This is a genomic window from Sporosarcina sp. FSL K6-2383, from assembly GCF_038618305.1.
In the GTDB taxonomy this organism is placed as follows: Bacteria; Bacillota; Bacilli; order Bacillales_A; family Planococcaceae; genus Sporosarcina.
In genome coordinates this window covers 70,802-88,674 of sequence record NZ_CP152017.1, presented here as the reverse complement: position 1 = coordinate 88,674, position 17,873 = coordinate 70,802, and the positions used below count along the sequence as shown (strand labels likewise).

Sequence of the window (17,873 nt, the reverse complement as noted above, 5' to 3'; positions counted from 1 at the left end):
TTATAACGCATGCTGTCGTAAATACACATGTCGAAATAGTATTATTTCCCGGGGAATGAAATGGAAATAATATGAATCTGTCGTTTCTTGCTTGGAAAATAGTAATTGTGAGAAAAAATAAAAATAACTATCTTAAAGTATCTGAATGAATGGTATGATAAAGATAACTTTCGAAAGGGGGATGTAAAATGTCGGATGAAATGTATCAATTAATTTCTATTGTTTTGTACATGGGGGCCATGATTTTCATCGGTTGGTATGCTTTCAAGCGCACGTCTAATCTAACGGATTATATGCTTGGTGGGCGCGCGCTCGGACCAGCTGTAACCGCTCTCAGTGCGGGTGCCGCGGATATGTCAGGCTGGTTATTGATGGGGTTACCAGGTGCCATTTACCTTAATGGATTGGTCGAGGCTTGGATTGCTATTGGGTTAACAGTTGGTGCGTACTTGAACTGGGTATTTGTTGCGCCACGTCTGCGTGTCTACACACAAGTATCAAGTGATTCTATTACGATTCCAAGTTTTTTAGAAAGCCGATTAAAAGATAATTCGCGTCTATTACGGATTGCTTCTGGTATCATCATTCTTATTTTCTTTACGTTTTATGTATCTTCAGGAATGGTCGCGGGCGGGAAGTTCTTCCTCAGCTCATTCGGTTTAGATTATCATTTAGGCTTGCTAATTGTCGCTGGTGTCGTTATTTTCTATACATTATTTGGTGGTTTTTTAGCGGTCAGTTACACGGACGTGGTACAAGGGATTGTTATGTTCTTTGCTCTTCTTCTTGTTCCAATTGTAGGCGTTTTCATTACAGGTGGATTTGGGGAAACAGCGGCAAGTATACGTGCAGTTGATCCGCAATTATTGAACTTTGTATCAGGTGCTTCATTCTTAGGAATATTGTCGGCAGTTGCTTGGGGACTGGGTTATTTTGGTCAGCCACATATTATCGTCCGCTTCATGGCAATTAGTTCACATAAAGAAGCGAAAAAAGCACGTCGTATCGGAATTGGCTGGATGATTTTAAGTTTGTTCGGTGCGGTTGCAACTGCACTTATTGGGATTGCTTATTACCAGCAAAATACAAATACAACATTGGTGGATAATGAAACGGTGTTTATCGTTCTTGGACAAATTATTTTCCATCCATTTATTGCAGGTATTATGCTTGCGGCTGTTCTTGCAGCGGTCATGAGTACGATTTCTTCACAATTGATTGTATCCTCTTCGGCGCCTGTGGAAGACTTGTACAAAACGTTTATGAAGAAAGATGCAACGGATAAGCATTACGTCTTCTTGGGAAGAATGTCTGTCCTTGTTGTTTCAGTCATAGCGATAGCACTTGCTTGGCCGAATAATGAATCAATCTTAAGTATTGTATCATTTGCTTGGGCAGGGTTTGGTGCTGCATTTGGTCCAATCATCTTGCTATCTCTTTACTGGCGCAAGCTCACAACAAAAGGTGCACTATGGGGTATGATTACGGGAGCTGTTACTGTTATGATTTGGGGGAACGTTGATGTATTAAAAGGTACCCTTTATGAAATCATTCCTGGCTTCTTACTCTGCTTAATTGTCGCAGTTCTTGTAAGTAATGCTACTTATAAGAAAAATAGTGAGATTGACCAAGAATTCGATGCAGCCCTTAAAATTTTGAGCGAAGATAAATAAGATGGAAAGCCTGTAGTGCATACTGCAGGCTTTTCTTTTATTCAGAAGGGGGTATTCTAATTATGAAACTGGATCATGTTGTTTATTTTTCGAAGCGGAGACCGGAAGAATGGGTTGCGGAACAACAGTCTGCGGTTATAGGTGGTCGCCATGAGCAATGGGGAACGCATAATGCATTATTGTATGTAAAAAATGCCTATATTGAATGGCTGTCAGTGGAACGACAGGATGTTGCGGAACAGGTAGACCATCCATTGCCGAGATTATTGCTACACGATTTACAGGATGGTGAGGGGTGGGGCACTATTTGTCTAGCTGTCGACGATATTGAGCAGTTTAAAGAGGAAATTGAAAATAAGGGATTTCAGACGTCTGGGGTATTGGATGCACAACGAAGAACGACTGCGGGTCAGTTGCGCAAGTGGAAAATGCTGTTTGTCAATCAACACGTATCGAATGAATTGCCGTACCCATTTTTTATCGAGTGGGAGGATGCGGAGGATATCCGTTTTGCCAAGTTACGTGAAGATGGCGCGATTTCAACGGCTAATGAACAGCTAGAAATTAAGGAATGTGTCTTCAGTGTTGAGGATCCGCTAAGAGAAACAGCAGAGTGGGCCATTTTATTGTCACAAAAAGTGGGCGATGCCGATGATATTGCCTTGCCAAATGTTTTGTTGAAGTTTGTGGAGCATGAAGGTGAGAAGGACAGGTTGACGGATGTTGTCATTGGGCAGGCTAACTAGAAAAGAACCGCCTTAATTGGTGTGTGAATCTACATATGGTAAGATAAATGGACTTATGGTGTGGTTGGAGAGGAGTCGTTGGATGGAAGTGTTAGTGGAACGTGCGGTGCTTGTCGGAGTGCATGAGCAAAAAGATGAGCATTTCGCCTATGCGATGGAAGAATTGAAAAATCTAGCGGAAGCGATTGCCGTGGAGGTAGTCGGTGAAGTGACGCAAAACTTAGAACGTCGCCATCCCTCTCATTATGTGGGAAAAGGGAAAATCGAAGAAATTCGCAATTTTTATGAAGAATTAGATGCCAACTTGGTCATTTTTAACGATGAACTCTCGCCCTCTCAAATTCGTAATATGGAGCAGGAGCTACAGTGTAAAGTCATTGACCGAACGATGCTGATCTTGGACATTTTTGCGAGACGTGCCAGAACGAATGAGGCTCGGATGCAGGTTGAACTGGCACAGTTGCAATACATGCTTCCTCGACTTGTTGGTTTACGCGCCTCGCTCGGTCGCCAAGGGGGCGGCGGTACAGGTGGTGGACTCCAGAATAAAGGCGCTGGGGAAACGAAGCTCGAGCTGGATCGTCGTAAAATTGAAGATCAAATTGCTAAACTTCGTCGTGATTTAGATCATGTCAAGGACCAACGTGAAACACAGCGCAAGCAGCGGAAGAAAAGTGGTACACCTGTTGTCTCAATTGTAGGTTATACGAATGCAGGTAAGTCCACGCTCATGAACAAGTTGCTACTGAAGATGGATGCTGAAAATGCGAAACAAGTCTACGAAGAAGATATGTTATTTGCGACATTGGATACATCTGTCCGCAATGTGAAACTGATTGATAATAAGCAATTTATATTAACGGATACAGTTGGTTTTGTATCAAGGCTACCTACCCATCTCGTCAAAGCATTCCGCTCCACGTTGGAGGAAGCGCGAGACGCTGATCTACTTTTACATGTCGTGGACGTGTCGAATGCTGAGCACGGCTATATGATGGAAATAACGAATGACACCTTGCAGGCGGTTGGCGTGGAAAATGTAGAGACGCTGAATGTGTATAATAAGGCGGATCTTGCAGGCATTCGCTATCCAGAGGTGAGCGACGACAGTATTTGGCTTTCTGCTAAGGAAGGAAAAGGGTTGGACGAGCTTGTCGAATTAATTAAGAAAAAGATTTTTGGCCAATATAGCACATGTAAACTGCTTGTTCCATTCGATCGTGGGGATATCGTGTCTTATCTGAATGATAAAGCGAACGTGAAAAGCACGGAGTACGAGGAAGACGGTACGCTGCTGACGGTGGAAATGGATAGTTCTGAGCGGACGAAGTTTGAGGAGTTTATTGTGAGTTATTAAAGGAAACATTGAATAACGACTTATCAGGGGACACAATCCACATATGAATTGGTGTCTCCCTTTTTGTTGTCTTATCAATGCTTTATCCAGTTTCATGGTTTTAAACAAAAAAATCCTTTTCAACATAATAGAAGGACAGATAAAGTTTTATAGATCATGAATAGAGCTAACTACTCGTAGTTAGCAATGTAGTTTCCTTCTTCAAATATTTCCTTCGAACTTTTGGAAGTCCATTCTTCTACTGTCATATTGGGATGCAAATTTAAGTAAGATCTAATCATTTTGTATCCTTCGCTATAGCCATAATTATTAGGAAGACCACTAGAGCCACCGAACTTCATTTCATCAATCTCCCGGGTGGCTGTACTTTCAAGATATGACTGAATCTTGCTCCAATATTCTTTGTTAAAACTTTCGTCAACATAATATGAACTGTTTAAATCGGGATATACCAAGGTTTCAAACATCACTGCCCGTCCTTCCAATATTAAATGATCTAATCCAGTCAGATTATAATTTTCCGTATAATGTTTTCTAAACCAAACACTATGATGATATTCATGGGCCATGTTCGGTTTATAAGAATTATCAAACTTACGGTAAGAGACTATAATTTTCCCTGCACCAATTGTCATCATGTCAGAAGGAAATCGTTCTAATCTAGGAAATATACATACTGTTGTTTTTTTATCTGATGAAAGTATGTCAGAGGATTTAATAAGTGATTCCTCAAATACTTTATTTAAATGATCTGTATTCATTGATTCAATTTGATTCTCAATACTATCAAAATTACTTTCTTTTGGAGTCCATTCAAGTACATTAACGCGAATTTCTGCATCTTTAAAACATGCTTCATATACGGGTTTTATAATTTCTTCTTTATATAATTTATAGTGTGATTCATCTGGATTATCTTTTACAGTTTCAAAATAATTTTCATATAACAAGTAAGCATGAATGATATTAAATTCTTGCTCCGTATTGGGATTTTTAAAAGAGTAAGATATAGTTCGTTGTTCATTTTCCGAATTTATTTCTTTGTGCGATTGTTCAGTTTTCTTGCAAGCTGATAAAGTAAAAATTAGAAGTATACAAATTGTAATTAAAACTTTATTTGTGGTATTCATACTAGTCATCTCCTCCTTCAATATTGACTTATTTCCTTTACGTTCCATTTTAACTAAAGGTTTCATGGGTTTGAACTATTTACTTAATAATATTAAACAAACCATACATTTAAGAAAAATTGGTTGTCTTGGAAGGCTCCCTTTCTAAGTCTAAGTAAAAATTTTGTGAAATAATGTCCTTCAATTAATGGGGCAGATTAGCATAATAGATGATAAGAAACTTGGAATTGAGGTGGATTCAATGGAGGATGTTAAATGGATAAATGGAAGCCATAAAGAGGATAACCTTATTTTTGACTCGGAGTTTGAAGTTAAAGAATGGACAGAAGCATTATATCCAGATTTTGTTGCCTATTTAAGTAATAAAAATAATGTAGGATATGCCACACCTGATGAAAAGGTAATTAAATATTTAGCATCTCTTTTTCCTCAATGGGCTGTTTATAACAATATACAAATCGATGTCTGTACAGAAAAAACAGAAATAAATGGTCAAATTATCTATAAAATTTGGACAGTGAAATTATAATTATTTTTTACTAACGATGTGCTTTAGTAAAACAACAACACTAAACTTTGAAATAACTTGCCCTTACTGCGGGGAGAAACAATATCAAACACAAAGTTCTAAAATGAAGGTCGGTTTTTTAACTGTTATCGTCTTTCTTATATATCCATTCTTAGTGGACTTAAGTAGCAAAGAAGAATATATAAGCTTTTCCAAGGATAAGCAATAAGCGTCTCTATTAAACAAACGGATGCTGGGGTCACTCTTTTTTCTTATTGAATTAAAGACGCTGTATATTTAAAAAAGGGGTAATAATTGATATGGCAAAAACTTCTGGTTGTTTTACTATTATTAAAGATAAAGAAGGTCGTATATTGTTAGTCAAGCGAAAAGATTATCCTCTCTGGGATTTACCAGGAGGTACATTGGAAAAAGATGAACTATTGGAAAGTTGTGCTGTTAGGGAAACAGAGGAGGAAACAGGATATATCATTTCAATTAAACGAAAAATCGGAGAATATTATCAACCTCAATATGATGATTTACAACACTTATTCTTAGGAGAAGTAAATAACGGATTGCCAATTAGGAATGGTCCTGAAACAGAAAGAGTGGAGTGGTTTAACCCTAAAAAGTTACCTATGTTTATGATTCCCAATAGAAGAAAACAAATTAAAAATTTTTTGAAGCATAAAAATACGATAATAAAAGAGTCAATATTTGTTACCCCTTTTAAAATCTTTATTCTTAAAATAGTTTTAAGGATATTTGGAAAGGTAATGTGAGATTTTTCTTCAAATAAAGCAGCAGTTTACTTGAAGAAGGTTGGGGAATAGACATGAGTGGGGGAAGCAACCTCAAATGAATCCTATTAAAAAAGCTTATGGTTATGTAACGAGAATTAGTGATGGAAAAACACAAGTATTAGTCTTTCGGCATTCAAATGCTGAAGCGGGTATACAGATACCCAAAGGGACAGTAAAGCCGAACGAAGATACTTATCATGCGGTAATTAGAGAAATTGAAGAGGAAACTGGGCTTAGCGATATTACAGTTCAAAATTTAATTGCAGAAGATTTTTGGGAGAATGACGACGGTGCAATACATAACAGGTTTTTTTATAAAATAGCCGTTTCAAGTGTACAAGATGAATGGGATTATCAGCCAACAGGGGGAGGAGATGAAGACGGACTAACATTTCATTACTTCTGGATTTCGTCAATAGATGATGTTGAACTTATAAGAGGTCATGGAGATTATCTAAATCATGTTTTAGACTAATCTTACTATGCTAGCGGATGCTTTACTAAAATAAGAATAGTAAATATACGTCGATAAACATTGAAATCCAGCGCAAATCAATCTTGTTCAGATTTCAAGGTTACTTGTTCGATTATAAAAACAGCAGCGCATGACAATAACTGTCATGCGCTGCTGTTTCCTATATAAGAGAAAGGGGGTGGGATGCTACTAGTATAGCCGCTTCCTCAAAATTTAAACCTCTTGAAATTGAATATTATGCAACCGAGCAAAAATCCCACCCTGATTGACCAATTCATCGTACTTACCGTCTTCCGCAATGCCGTCTTCTGTGACGACGATGACGCGGTCTGCGTCGCGAATAGTGGCTAGACGGTGCGCGATAACAAGTGTGGTACGATTTTCCGCCAATTCGGCAAGTGATTGCTGAATGATGCGTTCTGTTTCTGTATCGAGTGCGGATGTCGCTTCATCCAAAATGAGAATTGGTGGGTTTTTCAAGAACATACGCGCAATTGCTAGGCGTTGCTTCTGCCCGCCTGATAATTTCAGTCCACGTTCACCAATTTGTGTCTCATAGCCATCTGGTAGTGAGGCGATGAAGTCTTCAAGGTGCGCTTTATTCGCCGCTTCAAATACTTCTTCGTCCGTTGCATCCAATTTTCCGTAGGCGATATTCTCTTTAATCGTTCCTGTGAATAAAAAGACATCTTGCTGAACAATCCCGATTTGCGAGCGTAAGGAGTGCTGTGTCATATCGCGAATATCCAAGCCGTCAATAGCAATCGCACCTTCAGTGATATCGTAAAAACGCGGAATCAGTGAACAAATGGTTGTTTTCCCAGCGCCAGATGGCCCAACGAATGCGACTGTTTGTCCTGCATGAATATTTAAATCGATGCCATTGAGCACCGCTTTGTTGTCATCATAATGGAAATGGACGTCATCGAAGACGATATTACCAGTTAAATGAGGAACAGCAATGGCGTTCGGACGATCCTGGATTTCAGGCTCTTGATCAATTAAATCAAGGAATCTACGGAAGCCGGCCATTCCCTTTGGATATAATTCTAGTAACGCGCTAATCTTATCAACGGGTTTGATCAGTACATTGACGAAAAGTACAAAGCTGACAAGATCTCCGATAGACATATTTTTTTCGTGGACGAACCATGCGCCGACGACGAGTACAATCAACGTCACTAACCGCGTCATCATGAACATGCCAGAATGCGTCCAGGCCATCACTTTATAGGCGACGAGCTTGGCAATTCGGAAATTAGCGTTGTCTTCACGGAAACGTGCAATTTCAAATTCCTCATTTGTAAAGGATTTAACGACGCGTGATCCTGAAACAGAGTCTTCGACGCGTGCATTGACATCCGCAATTTTTCCGTACATGTTTTGCCATGCGGCATTCATTTTTTTATTGCAAAATGTGACAAGGATAATCAGGAAAGGTACCATGATGATGGCGATAATGGCGAGTTCCGGATTGATTGTATACATAATAGCGAAGGCACCGATGACGGTCATAATCGCGATGAAAATATCTTCCGGTCCATGGTGAGCCAGTTCCCCAATGTCGAATAAATCATTCGTAATACGGCTCATAATATGGCCCGTCTTCGTGTTGTCGAAAAATCGGAATGATTGCCGCTGCACATGATTGAACAGCTTTTGACGCATATCGGTTTCGATATTAATCCCCAGCTTGTGCCCCAAATAGCTGACGATATATTGAAGGACCGTACTGAGTAAGTAGACGAGTAACAGCAAAATGCTCACACTAATGATTTTTCCCCAATTCCCTGTTGGCAACAAATCGTCTATGAACCATTTGACTGCAACGGGAAAGGCAAGATCGAGCAATGCGACGAAAATCGCACTGGAAAAGTCGATGACGAATAGCCGTTTATGCGGTTTATAATAAGAAAAGAACTTCTTTATCATATAGTAAAATCCTCCACTTCTGTTGATAATGGTTAGTATAGCGGATTATGTTTAGGAAAACGACTTATTTATTTCTGCAATCGAAGTAAGTGCGAAGTGGATCGATTGTCATGGCTGCCGAATTAGGTCATACTATTTAATTTTATTTCATTAATCAAAAAAGGGAACTCTTTCCGTTGTATTCCGTATGAATAGATGTAGTTAAAAAGAGGATATGAAAGGAAGCGAATGATATGAAGAACTGGATAAAAGGAATTGGGGTCGGTGTTCTTGCCTTTGGACTTGCGGCATGTAATGCGCCAGCAGAGCCTAAAACAGATACTGAGACGGGAAAAAAGGTAGAACTTGAAGAGCCAAGCGGATTGACAGCGCAGGAAGTATTCGAAAAGGCAACGGCAGCATCAGCAGAACAAACGAGTATGCATGCCACTATGAATATTGCCCAACTGATCGAGATGCCGGGTCAGGATTTACCGATGAATAGCAAAATCAAAATGGACATGGATATGGTTATTGACCCACTTGCTATGTATCAGAAGATGGATGTAGACATGGGTGAGCAAGGAGCAATGGCGATGGAAATGTACATGACAGAAGAAGGATTCTTCACGAATGATCCAATGTCAGGCCAGTGGATGAAGTTACCAGGTGAAATGTACGAGGATTTACTTGGAGAAGTAGGTAGCGCGGACCCCACGCTGGATATGACCATGTTCAATGAGTTTGTAGAAGACTTCAAGTTTGAACAAACAGATGATGAATATATTCTTAAATTGTCAGCTTCGGGAGATAAATTTAGTCAACTATTTAAGGAAATTGCGATGGAAAACTTACCAGCGGGTGTAGATGCGAATGCAGAAGCAGCTGAGTTGATGGATAATGTTGAAGTGAAGAGTTTGGAATATGAGATTTTCATCGACAAAAAGACGTTTTACACAAATGCGTTCAATATGAAAATGGACATGACGATGCTAATTGAAGGCGAGGAAATGCGTCTAGATCAGAAGGTCAATGCTAAACTAAGTGAAATCAACGAGATTGATAAAATTGAAATCCCACAAGAAGTACTTGAAAACGCTTTGGATATAAATGAAGCGATGGGACAATAAACGAAGGCGCCGGATAACCATTCCGGCGTTTTTTATTTGAAATATAATTGTATGTAGAGTTTCCACAAGGTAGCCCAGTCACCCAGTAGCGAAGAAACTCCAGTGAAATTACCCCGTACATACTTCGAAATCAAACAGTTCACAGAATTGTCTTAGTCTATTAATTAGATATAGAACCGCTTTATTATAAGGGATTTGCCTGTCCAATAAGGATTACATATTATCTATTATCAACTCAATTGATAATCATTTTCACTAATCCGTTGACACGACTTTCAATCATGCTATAATTGAATTTGCAGCTAATTGATAACCGTTTTCATTAGAATCATTCTCAATTAGGTGTAAATAAACGATATCGGTGATACCCATGAAGAAACGTTATTTGATAGTCGCAGTTATCACTCTTTCATTCCTATCGCTCTTTGTAGGGGTGAGCCGTATTACACCGATGGATCTGTTGGACTTCAAATCGGAACAAACGGAAATATTCTTAATTAGCCGTCTGCCAAGACTGGTCGCCATTCTTCTTGCTGGAGCAGGGATGAGTATCGCAGGTCTCATTATGCAGCAGCTAAGCCGGAATAAATTCGTTTCTCCAACGACAGCAGGAACGCTGGATGCAACACGTCTTGGGATTCTCGTCTCGATGTTGTTATTTGCGAACGCATCCACGATTGAAAAAATGATCGTCGCTTTTGTATTTGCGCTTGCCGGCACGTTACTGTTTATGCAAATTCTGGACCGCATCAAGTTCAAGGACGCGATTTTCATTCCACTTGTCGGGCTGATGTTCGGAAATATTCTATCGTCGATTACGACGTTTTTTGCCTATAAGGCGGATGTCATCCAAAATATGTCGGCATGGCTACAAGGTGATTTTTCGATGATTATGAAAGGACGTTACGAACTTCTATACATAAGTATTCCGGTGCTCATCGTAACCTATCTCTACGCCAATCGATTTACAGTGGCTGGAATGGGGGAAGATTTCTCGAAAAACCTCGGACTTGCTTATAGACGGATCGTCAATATCGGATTAATACTGGTTGCACTTATTACGACAACGGTCGTATTAACAGTCGGAATGATTCCATTCCTTGGATTGATCATTCCGAATATCGTCTCTATATTCAAAGGAGATCATTTACAAAAAACATTACCGCATACTGCTTTACTCGGTGCAATCTTCCTACTCGTATGTGATATTTTGGGCAGAGTCCTCATCTATCCTTACGAAATTTCCATCAGTTTGATGGTTGGCGTCATCGGCAGTGCAATCTTCCTCTACTTATTGTTTAGGAGGAAGGCCTATGCGTAATTCAACGAAACTGCTTATACTTGCTGGAATAGCTACTTTGTTCTGTGCTCTTTATTTGTTCCAAGGTTTAAATGGAAGTTATGACTATGCACTACCTCGCAGAGGGATTAAGGTATTGGCGATGGTCATTACAGGTGTCGCAATCGCTTATTCGACAGTGATCTTCCAGACGATTACACATAATCGGATTTTGACACCGAGTATTATGGGACTAGATTCGCTGTATTTACTTTTACAGACAGTACTCATTTTCTTCTTTGGGTCAGGTCATATGATGATCATCAACAAACATGTGAATTTTGTATTATCCATTGGAGCAATGATCGTATTTGCGCTTCTGCTTTACCGGTTTTTATTCCGGGGAGGGAAACAGCCCATCTACTTCTTGTTACTTGTTGGAATCATCGTCGGAACATTTTTCGGAAGTATTACGACGTTTTTACAAGTACTCATTGATCCCAATGAATTCATGCTTGTGCAGGATAAGATGTTTGCCAGCTTTAACAATGTGAGTGGGGAGCTCGTTTGGTGGGCACTTGCCATTGTCGTTATCACATTTGCCATAGGTTGGAAATCTATTAATGAGCTGGATGTGCTGTCACTTGGTAGAGATACAGCCATTAACTTAGGTATTTCCTATGATAAAGTCGTAAAAACAATGCTCATCCTGTCCTCTGTTCTTATTGCTGTATCAACAGCGCTTGTTGGGCCAATTACGTTTTTCGGTTTGATTGTTGCGAATTTGTCTTATCAGTTTTTCAAAACATATAAACACTCGGTTCTTATCGCAGGTGCCTCTGTCATGAGTGTCATTGCTCTTGTTGGGGGACAGTGGGTTGTCGAACGGATCTTCACATTTTCAACGACACTCAGTGTGATTATTAACTTCGTTGGCGGTGTTTACTTCATCTATCTACTATTAAAGGAGAGTCGATCTACATGATTCAGGTCCGTGAACTGTCGAAGTTTTATGGTAAAAAAATGGTCGTGGAAAAGGTGAATGTCAATATTCATCCTGGAAAGATTACGTCCTTCATCGGGCCGAATGGTGCGGGGAAATCGACGCTTCTATCAATGGTGAGTCGTCTTTTAGATGCAGATACTGGTGAAGTACTTGTTGATAAAGACAATGTGAAGCACATGAAATCCAATGAGTTTTCAAAAAGGGTTTCCATTTTGAAACAATCGAATTTCATGAATGTTCGTCTTACGATCCGGGAATTGGTGTCATTTGGGCGGTTCCCGCATTCAAAGGGGAGATTGACGGCGGAGGACGTTACAGTGATAGATCAAGCGATGAATTATATGGATTTAATGGATATGCAGCATGATTATCTCGACGAGTTATCGGGTGGACAACGCCAGCGTGCATTTATTGCAATGGTTATTGCACAGGATACGGATTACATTTTACTTGATGAGCCACTTAATAATTTGGATATGAAGCATTCTGTTCAGATTATGAAGATCCTAAGAAGACTTGTTGATGAGCTGGGTAAGACTGTTGTCATTGTTTTGCATGATATTAACTTTGCCTCCGTCTATTCGGATCGAATTGTCGCCTTGAAGAATGGCCGTGTTGTGAAAGATGGACCGACGAATGACATTATTACTTCTGACTCATTAAAAGAAATTTACGATATGGATATTCCGATTAAGCAAATGAATAATTGTCGTATATGTGTGTACTTTAATTCATAAAAGAAAAGGATGGTTTTAGATGAAAAAATTTACAATGGCATTACTGATGGTAGCATTAATGGCGTTACTTGTAGCGTGTGGAGCGAAAGATGATGCAGCAGATGATAAAACAGCGGGTAGCACTGCAGAATCAGAAGTAGAAGGAACTGAAGCGGCAGAACCAGAAATGCTAACAATTAAGCATGATCTTGGAGAAGCACAAATTGCAAAAAATCCAGAAAAAGTTGTTGTTTTCGATTTCGGTATGCTTGATACGCTTGATGAGCTAGGTGTTGAAGTTGCAGGTGTTCCACAAGCGAATATCCCTTCATATTTATCAAAATATGAGGATGAAAAGTATACAAATGTTGGTGGTTTGAAAGAACCTGATTTTGAAACGATTCATGCTATGCAACCAGACGTAATCTTCATCTCAGCCCGTCAATCTGCTATGTATGAAGAGTTAAATGACATTGCTCCAACAATCTTTGTCGGAGTGGATACAACGAAGTACATGGAGTCATTTAAAGGGAACATGGAAATGATTGCAGAACTATTTGGTAAGGAAGGTAAAATGGCTGAAGAGCTTGCGGACATTGACAGCCAAATTGCGACGATTAGTGAAAAATCCGTTAATAATGATGGGAAAACATTGATCGTTCTTGGTAATGAAGGAAAAGTAAGCGCATATGGACCAAGTTCACGTTTCGGTATCATTCATGACGTATTTGGTTTCAAAGCAGCTGATGAAAACCTTGAAGTATCTACGCACGGTCAAAGTATCTCATTCGAATATATTCTTGAAACAAATCCAGATATTCTATTTGTAATCGACCGTGACGCGGCAGTTGGTGGCGATGCAAGTGCTAAAGATTCAATCGAAAACGAGTTAGTGATTAAAACAAATGCTTATAAAGACGGAAAAATCATTTACCTAGATCCAAACTATTGGTACCTATCTGGTGGCGGACTTCAGTCTGTCAAAGAAATGATTAAAGAAATCGAAGAAGTATTGTAAGATAAAAAAGGATTGGTTCACATTTGTGAATCAATCCTTTTTTTGTTTAAACTCCAGGTTCTCAGTGCATAAACGTTTTTGATTGCTTTGGGATTGAATCGACCTCTATACAATAACCGTATTATTCATTCTTTTCGGTGATTATGTCTTGACTATTTCGCCGAAAGCGAACCGGAAACAATCTAGTGAAAAAGGTGGTTTTCAGGCATTTGTATAGTTACAATTTATGCGAGTAAATGGCTAATCAACAGACTTGTTTCTGCACGTATAATAGATTAATCAATTAGTGGGTATATTGTTAGATTATATAGAAAAATATGATAAGATTAAGGGACTAGTAGGCAAATTTGAGCGAGGTGAAATCGTTATGGGAAAATCGATTTCGGTGAAGGCGGAAACAGTGGAACAGGCTATCCAGATGGCGTTGTCTATTTTAGAATTAACGTTCGAGGAAGTCCGTGTGGAAGTTGTATCAAATCCTAAAAGAAACCTTTTTGGTTTGAGGAAAATGATGGCTGAAGTAACAGTTACACAGCTAGAAGGGGCATCGTTGGATGAGACGGTCGAACAATACGTTAATATGCCAATGCCTACGGAAAAGGTGGAGGAGCAGGAAGTAGCGGGAGCTCGTATACTGGATGGTAAGATTGACGTATTTTTTGCTGGCGATAATTATCCAGTTATCTTGCCGGGGAAAAATTGTAAAGTAGACGTGAATTATGAGCAAATTTTTGGGCGAACAATTATTTCGCCAGGCGATAGAGTGCATGTGACCGTCAGTGATGCATTAATCCCACCTCAGTTTTCAATCCAATTAATGGAGCAGGGTATGCTGGCAATGCTCACTTTCACGCCCGGGAAAAAAGTGAAACGAAAGCTTCATGATACGGAATTCAAGCAAGCGCTTCAGGTTGATGCTTTTGAGGAAATTGATTATTACAATGACCTCAAGCCACAACTGATTGTAGATCGGCTGAGAGCGATGGGTGTACAAAAAGGTTTGCTGTTCCCAGCAATTAAGAAAGTGACAGAAGTCATTAAGCCATATGAAATTATTGTAGCAAAAGGAGTACCTCCTGTAGAGGGACTTGATGGGGATTTAGAAATGCATATCGAATACAAGGAAAAAGCGCCTGGAGAATTGGAAAAGGTTGATTTTCGCGAATTGAACTTGATTCTTTCAGTGGAAGCAGGGCAGGTCATTGCAACCTATATTCCATCGGTTCCTGGAACGGACGGCGTTAACTTGCTTGGACAGGTCATTACTGCTAAAAAGGTCAAAGACATTGTCATTCGCCCAGGTAAAAATGTCTCGCAGCTGGGTACTGATATTGTGGCTGAAATATCAGGAAGACCCGCTGTCGATTGGCGAGAAAAGCTAGTTACTATTGAAATTAATCCTGAACATTTTCATGCAGGTGAGGTAGATTTGGAAAGTGGTAATATCCGCTTTGAGGGAGATGTACGAATCGGTGGCGGTATCCAAACGGCAATGTTTGTTGGAGCGACAGGTACAATCTTTGTCGGTGGAGCTGTAACGAAGGCTACGATTCATGCTATGAAATCTGCGATATTGATGGGCAATGTTTTTTCATCAACAATTAGTGTTGGGCAACAGGAATTTATCATTGGAGAGCTAACGATGCAGCTAAAGGAAATTATTGTCTTACTGGAACAAATCCAGGATGCTGTCCAGCGGGTGCTGGTCATTCGAGGGCACGAGGGGGAAGATTTAACGACGTCCGAGCTCAATCATCTCATTCGGTTACTATTGGAAAAAAAGTATCCAACATTCCAAGAGCTGAATAAGGATTTCATTCAAAAGGTGAAAAATAATGCGCAGCAGCTATCAGCCGAATGGACGGATCTTGCAGATAAATTCTATTCGATATTTGTCACCGCACAGCATAAGGGGTTGGAGGATGCGGATGGTTTTGGTTTGTTGATTGGGGAAGTCAGAACCTTGGTGGAGTTATATGGGACGAAAATGTCGCAGGCACTTCTCTCGGTGCCATATGCCATCAATAGTGTGCTGTATAGTAGTGGCATGATTGAAGTGACATCGAAGGGCGTATACCATAGTTCGGTGACAGCCGGCGACAGTATCAAAGTAAAAGGCGTGTGTCGTGGTGGGGAAATTATTGCGACGCATAAAGTGTCTCTACAGGAAACTGGCTCAGAGAATCTTGTGAAGACGGTTGTACGAACGGGTGAAAAAGGCATGATTACGATAGGGCTAGCACATGCAGGAACTGAAATTCAAATTGGACAAAGGCATTACACATTTATGGATAAAAAGCTGGGTGTGCGTGCTTATCTTGATGATGATGGTGATTTAGTTGTGAATTGAAAAATGCGCTTCCATCCTAGAGAAGGGTGGAAGTTTTTTATGTAGTTTTGGAGAAATAGTGGCGGATTTTGTGTGACTATGTTGTCTACTTTCTGTGAATAGTGTATAAAACACATTGTGTTACATTGTAAATGGAGGTATAATGACAACTGTCAAGACACTATGGTTTTTAGCGAGGAGAAGAATTGTGAGTAAACAGCATGAGGGAATTTCTAGAAATAAATTATTAGGTCTCGCCGGGACGGGCTGGATGTTCGATGCGATGGATGTCGGCATTTTGTCGTTTGTCATTGCTGCATTGGCGATAGAGTGGCAATTGTCACCTGCCGAGATGGGCTGGATTGGTAGTGTGAATTCAATTGGAATGGCCGTTGGGGCGCTAGGATTTGGTTTGCTGGCGGATCGAATCGGACGTAAAAATGTCTTTATGATGACGCTTGTTTTATTCTCAGTCGCAAGCGGATTGTCAGCGCTGACGATGACGTTGACTGCATTTTTAATTTTACGCTTTTTTGTCGGCGCAGGACTTGGCGGAGAATTGCCGGTTGCTTCAACGCTTGTATCGGAAAGTGTGGCGGCACATGAACGGGGTCGTGTCGTTGTGTTACTTGAAAGTTTTTGGGCGGCTGGCTGGTTGATTGCCGCACTGATTGCGTACTTTGTTATTCCGAATTTTGGCTGGCGGGTCGCATTAATTATTACAGCATTACCGGCCTTTTACGCGATTTACTTACGTCGGAAGTTGCCTGACTCGCCAAAGTTCGTGGCAGACGGCAAGCCAAAGCAGTCGGCGTTGGAAAAAATGAAATTATTATGGTCGAAAAAATACGCACGTCGAACGTTAATGTTATGGATTGTCTGGTTCACAGTCGTCTTTTCTTATTATGGCATGTTCCTGTGGCTGCCAAGTGTGATGGTGCTGAAAGGCTTTAGCTTGATCAAAAGCTTTGGTTATGTGCTCATTATGACACTTGCACAATTACCAGGTTATTTTTCAGCGGCTTGGTTAATTGAGCGGGTCGGTCGGAAGTTTGTTTTGGCGACGTATTTAATTGGAACAGCGGCGAGTGCGCTGGTGTTTGGTAGCGCGGAAACGTTGCCGATGCTGCTTACTTTTGGTGCGTTGTTATCCTTCTTCAATCTAGGTGCATGGGGAGCGCTCTATGCCTATTCACCGGAGCAGTATCCGACGGCAATTCGAGCAACGGGATCGGGGATGGCGGCTGCAATTGGACGAGTGGGTGGTATTTTTGGACCATTACTTGTCGGTTCATTGCTGGCAGCGGGATATGAATTTGGTTTGATTTTCGGTATTTTTTGTGGAGCTATTATCATTGGTGTATTAGCCGTAGTGTTGTTAGGGACCGAAACGAAGCAATTAGAATTGGAATGAATGATGGGCCTACCTTTTTCCTAGGGAGGCATTTCATAATCGTCAAAAAGGTTTTATGAGTTTTTCTGAAAACCCCTAAATATACAGCGGAATCTTTACAAGTTCATTACATACAATCCATCTTACCTTCATATTGTTACGTTATGGTTGAAATATGAAAGAAGTATTCAATCGAAAAGGGGAGATATGTATTGACGATGCTCAAACCGAATGTAGAAATGGAAACTTCATCAAAACGAACAACTGGTGACTCAAGACGTATCAATGAAAGTGGCAGTCTATTTGAGAAAATCTCATGGATTGTCATGAAAAAAGAACGACCACCGAAAAGTAGCTATTATCCACTTCCACCACGGAAGTAATCATTTGGAACCC

The 17,873-nt window shown here is 40.2% G+C and carries 16 protein-coding genes; 14 read left to right on the top strand and 2 right to left on the bottom strand.

Annotated elements, in window-relative coordinates; all coding sequences use genetic code 11:
* Positions 1 to 188 precede the first annotated feature (188 nt).
* The 3 genes from putP to hflX all read left to right on the top strand — a co-directional run bounded on the left by putP (position 189) and on the right by hflX (position 3,776).
* Positions 189 to 1,673, top strand: coding sequence for a sodium/proline symporter PutP (putP, locus tag MKZ10_RS00485; protein ID WP_342506833.1), 1,485 nt, complete (start codon positions 189 to 191; stop codon positions 1,671 to 1,673).
* Positions 1,674 to 1,735: 62 nt separating this feature from the next.
* Entirely contained in the window at positions 1,736 to 2,419 is a 684-nt protein-coding gene (locus MKZ10_RS00480) for a VOC family protein (protein ID WP_342506831.1), read from the top strand.
* A gap of 82 nt (positions 2,420 to 2,501) precedes the next feature.
* Positions 2,502 to 3,776, top strand: coding sequence for a GTPase HflX (gene hflX, locus MKZ10_RS00475; protein ID WP_342506830.1), 1,275 nt, complete (start codon positions 2,502 to 2,504; stop codon positions 3,774 to 3,776).
* 170 nt (positions 3,777 to 3,946) lie between these two features.
* Here hflX and MKZ10_RS00470 read toward each other — a convergent pair whose 3' ends face one another.
* On the bottom strand, positions 3,947 to 4,906 hold the full coding sequence (locus tag MKZ10_RS00470; protein ID WP_342506828.1) for a DUF2268 domain-containing putative Zn-dependent protease: 960 nt from the start codon (positions 4,904 to 4,906) through the stop codon (positions 3,947 to 3,949).
* Positions 4,907 to 5,147: 241 nt separating this feature from the next.
* Between MKZ10_RS00470 and MKZ10_RS00465 the strand changes: the two genes are divergently transcribed.
* The 3 genes from MKZ10_RS00465 (at position 5,148) to MKZ10_RS00455 (ending at position 6,695) form a co-directional block, all read left to right on the top strand.
* A complete protein-coding gene (locus MKZ10_RS00465; RefSeq protein WP_342506826.1) occupies positions 5,148 to 5,435 on the top strand; it encodes a hypothetical protein in 288 nt (95 codons plus the stop codon).
* 299 nt (positions 5,436 to 5,734) lie between these two features.
* Entirely contained in the window at positions 5,735 to 6,199 is a 465-nt protein-coding gene (locus MKZ10_RS00460; protein WP_342506824.1) for an NUDIX hydrolase, read from the top strand.
* 76 nt (positions 6,200 to 6,275) lie between these two features.
* The gene (locus MKZ10_RS00455) at positions 6,276 to 6,695 is read left to right on the top strand and encodes an NUDIX domain-containing protein (protein WP_342506822.1); all 420 of its coding nucleotides are present in this window, start codon (positions 6,276 to 6,278) and stop codon (positions 6,693 to 6,695) included.
* Between the two features lie 213 nt (positions 6,696 to 6,908).
* Here the strand turns inward: MKZ10_RS00455 and MKZ10_RS00450 are convergent, their stop codons facing one another.
* Positions 6,909 to 8,627, bottom strand: coding sequence for an ABC transporter ATP-binding protein (locus MKZ10_RS00450; RefSeq protein ID WP_342506820.1), 1,719 nt, complete (start codon positions 8,625 to 8,627; stop codon positions 6,909 to 6,911).
* 233 nt (positions 8,628 to 8,860) lie between these two features.
* Here MKZ10_RS00450 and MKZ10_RS00445 point away from each other — a divergent pair, with 233 nt between their 5' ends.
* The 8 genes from MKZ10_RS00445 (at position 8,861) to MKZ10_RS00410 (ending at position 17,860) form a co-directional block, all read left to right on the top strand.
* On the top strand, positions 8,861 to 9,736 hold the full coding sequence (locus MKZ10_RS00445) for a DUF6612 family protein (protein WP_342506818.1): 876 nt from the start codon (positions 8,861 to 8,863) through the stop codon (positions 9,734 to 9,736).
* 370 nt (positions 9,737 to 10,106) lie between these two features.
* A complete protein-coding gene (locus MKZ10_RS00440; RefSeq protein WP_342506816.1) occupies positions 10,107 to 11,057 on the top strand; it encodes an ABC transporter permease in 951 nt (316 codons plus the stop codon).
* Positions 11,050 to 12,000: an iron chelate uptake ABC transporter family permease subunit gene (locus MKZ10_RS00435; protein ID WP_342506815.1), complete on the top strand. Its 951-nt coding sequence runs from the start codon at positions 11,050 to 11,052 to the stop codon at positions 11,998 to 12,000. Before MKZ10_RS00440 ends, MKZ10_RS00435 begins: the two co-directional genes overlap by 8 nt.
* A complete protein-coding gene (locus MKZ10_RS00430; protein WP_342506814.1) occupies positions 11,997 to 12,758 on the top strand; it encodes an ATP-binding cassette domain-containing protein in 762 nt (253 codons plus the stop codon). Before MKZ10_RS00435 ends, MKZ10_RS00430 begins: the two co-directional genes overlap by 4 nt.
* A gap of 19 nt (positions 12,759 to 12,777) precedes the next feature.
* The gene (locus MKZ10_RS00425; RefSeq protein ID WP_342506813.1) at positions 12,778 to 13,755 is read left to right on the top strand and encodes a siderophore ABC transporter substrate-binding protein; all 978 of its coding nucleotides are present in this window, start codon (positions 12,778 to 12,780) and stop codon (positions 13,753 to 13,755) included.
* A 367-nt stretch (positions 13,756 to 14,122) separates the two neighbouring features.
* Positions 14,123 to 16,105 carry a FapA family protein gene (locus MKZ10_RS00420; protein WP_342506811.1) on the top strand — a complete coding sequence of 661 codons (1,983 nt, stop codon included), beginning with the start codon at positions 14,123 to 14,125 and terminating at the stop codon, positions 16,103 to 16,105.
* Between the two features lie 250 nt (positions 16,106 to 16,355).
* Positions 16,356 to 17,498 carry an MFS transporter gene (locus tag MKZ10_RS00415; RefSeq protein ID WP_342510298.1) on the top strand — a complete coding sequence of 381 codons (1,143 nt, stop codon included), beginning with the start codon at positions 16,356 to 16,358 and terminating at the stop codon, positions 17,496 to 17,498.
* 191 nt (positions 17,499 to 17,689) lie between these two features.
* Complete coding sequence (locus MKZ10_RS00410; protein ID WP_342506809.1) at positions 17,690 to 17,860, top strand: hypothetical protein; 171 nt, start codon at positions 17,690 to 17,692, stop codon at positions 17,858 to 17,860.
* Positions 17,861 to 17,873 lie beyond the last annotated feature (13 nt).

Coding starts and splice junctions, on each gene's coding strand:
- MKZ10_RS00470 (WP_342506828.1), bottom strand. CDS start 4,906: ATGAATACCACAAATAAAGTTTTAATTACAATTTGTATACTTCTAATT.
- MKZ10_RS00465 (WP_342506826.1), top strand. CDS start 5,148: ATGGAGGATGTTAAATGGATAAATGGAAGCCATAAAGAGGATAACCTT.
- MKZ10_RS00480 (WP_342506831.1), top strand. CDS start 1,736: ATGAAACTGGATCATGTTGTTTATTTTTCGAAGCGGAGACCGGAAGAA.
- MKZ10_RS00415 (WP_342510298.1), top strand. CDS start 16,356: ATGTTCGATGCGATGGATGTCGGCATTTTGTCGTTTGTCATTGCTGCA.
- MKZ10_RS00435 (WP_342506815.1), top strand. CDS start 11,050: ATGCGTAATTCAACGAAACTGCTTATACTTGCTGGAATAGCTACTTTG.
- MKZ10_RS00440 (WP_342506816.1), top strand. CDS start 10,107: ATGAAGAAACGTTATTTGATAGTCGCAGTTATCACTCTTTCATTCCTA.
- MKZ10_RS00460 (WP_342506824.1), top strand. CDS start 5,735: ATGGCAAAAACTTCTGGTTGTTTTACTATTATTAAAGATAAAGAAGGT.
- MKZ10_RS00420 (WP_342506811.1), top strand. CDS start 14,123: ATGGGAAAATCGATTTCGGTGAAGGCGGAAACAGTGGAACAGGCTATC.
- MKZ10_RS00455 (WP_342506822.1), top strand. CDS start 6,276: ATGAATCCTATTAAAAAAGCTTATGGTTATGTAACGAGAATTAGTGAT.
- MKZ10_RS00425 (WP_342506813.1), top strand. CDS start 12,778: ATGAAAAAATTTACAATGGCATTACTGATGGTAGCATTAATGGCGTTA.
- hflX (WP_342506830.1), top strand. CDS start 2,502: ATGGAAGTGTTAGTGGAACGTGCGGTGCTTGTCGGAGTGCATGAGCAA.
- MKZ10_RS00450 (WP_342506820.1), bottom strand. CDS start 8,627: ATGATAAAGAAGTTCTTTTCTTATTATAAACCGCATAAACGGCTATTC.
- MKZ10_RS00430 (WP_342506814.1), top strand. CDS start 11,997: ATGATTCAGGTCCGTGAACTGTCGAAGTTTTATGGTAAAAAAATGGTC.
- putP (WP_342506833.1), top strand. CDS start 189: ATGTCGGATGAAATGTATCAATTAATTTCTATTGTTTTGTACATGGGG.
- MKZ10_RS00445 (WP_342506818.1), top strand. CDS start 8,861: ATGAAGAACTGGATAAAAGGAATTGGGGTCGGTGTTCTTGCCTTTGGA.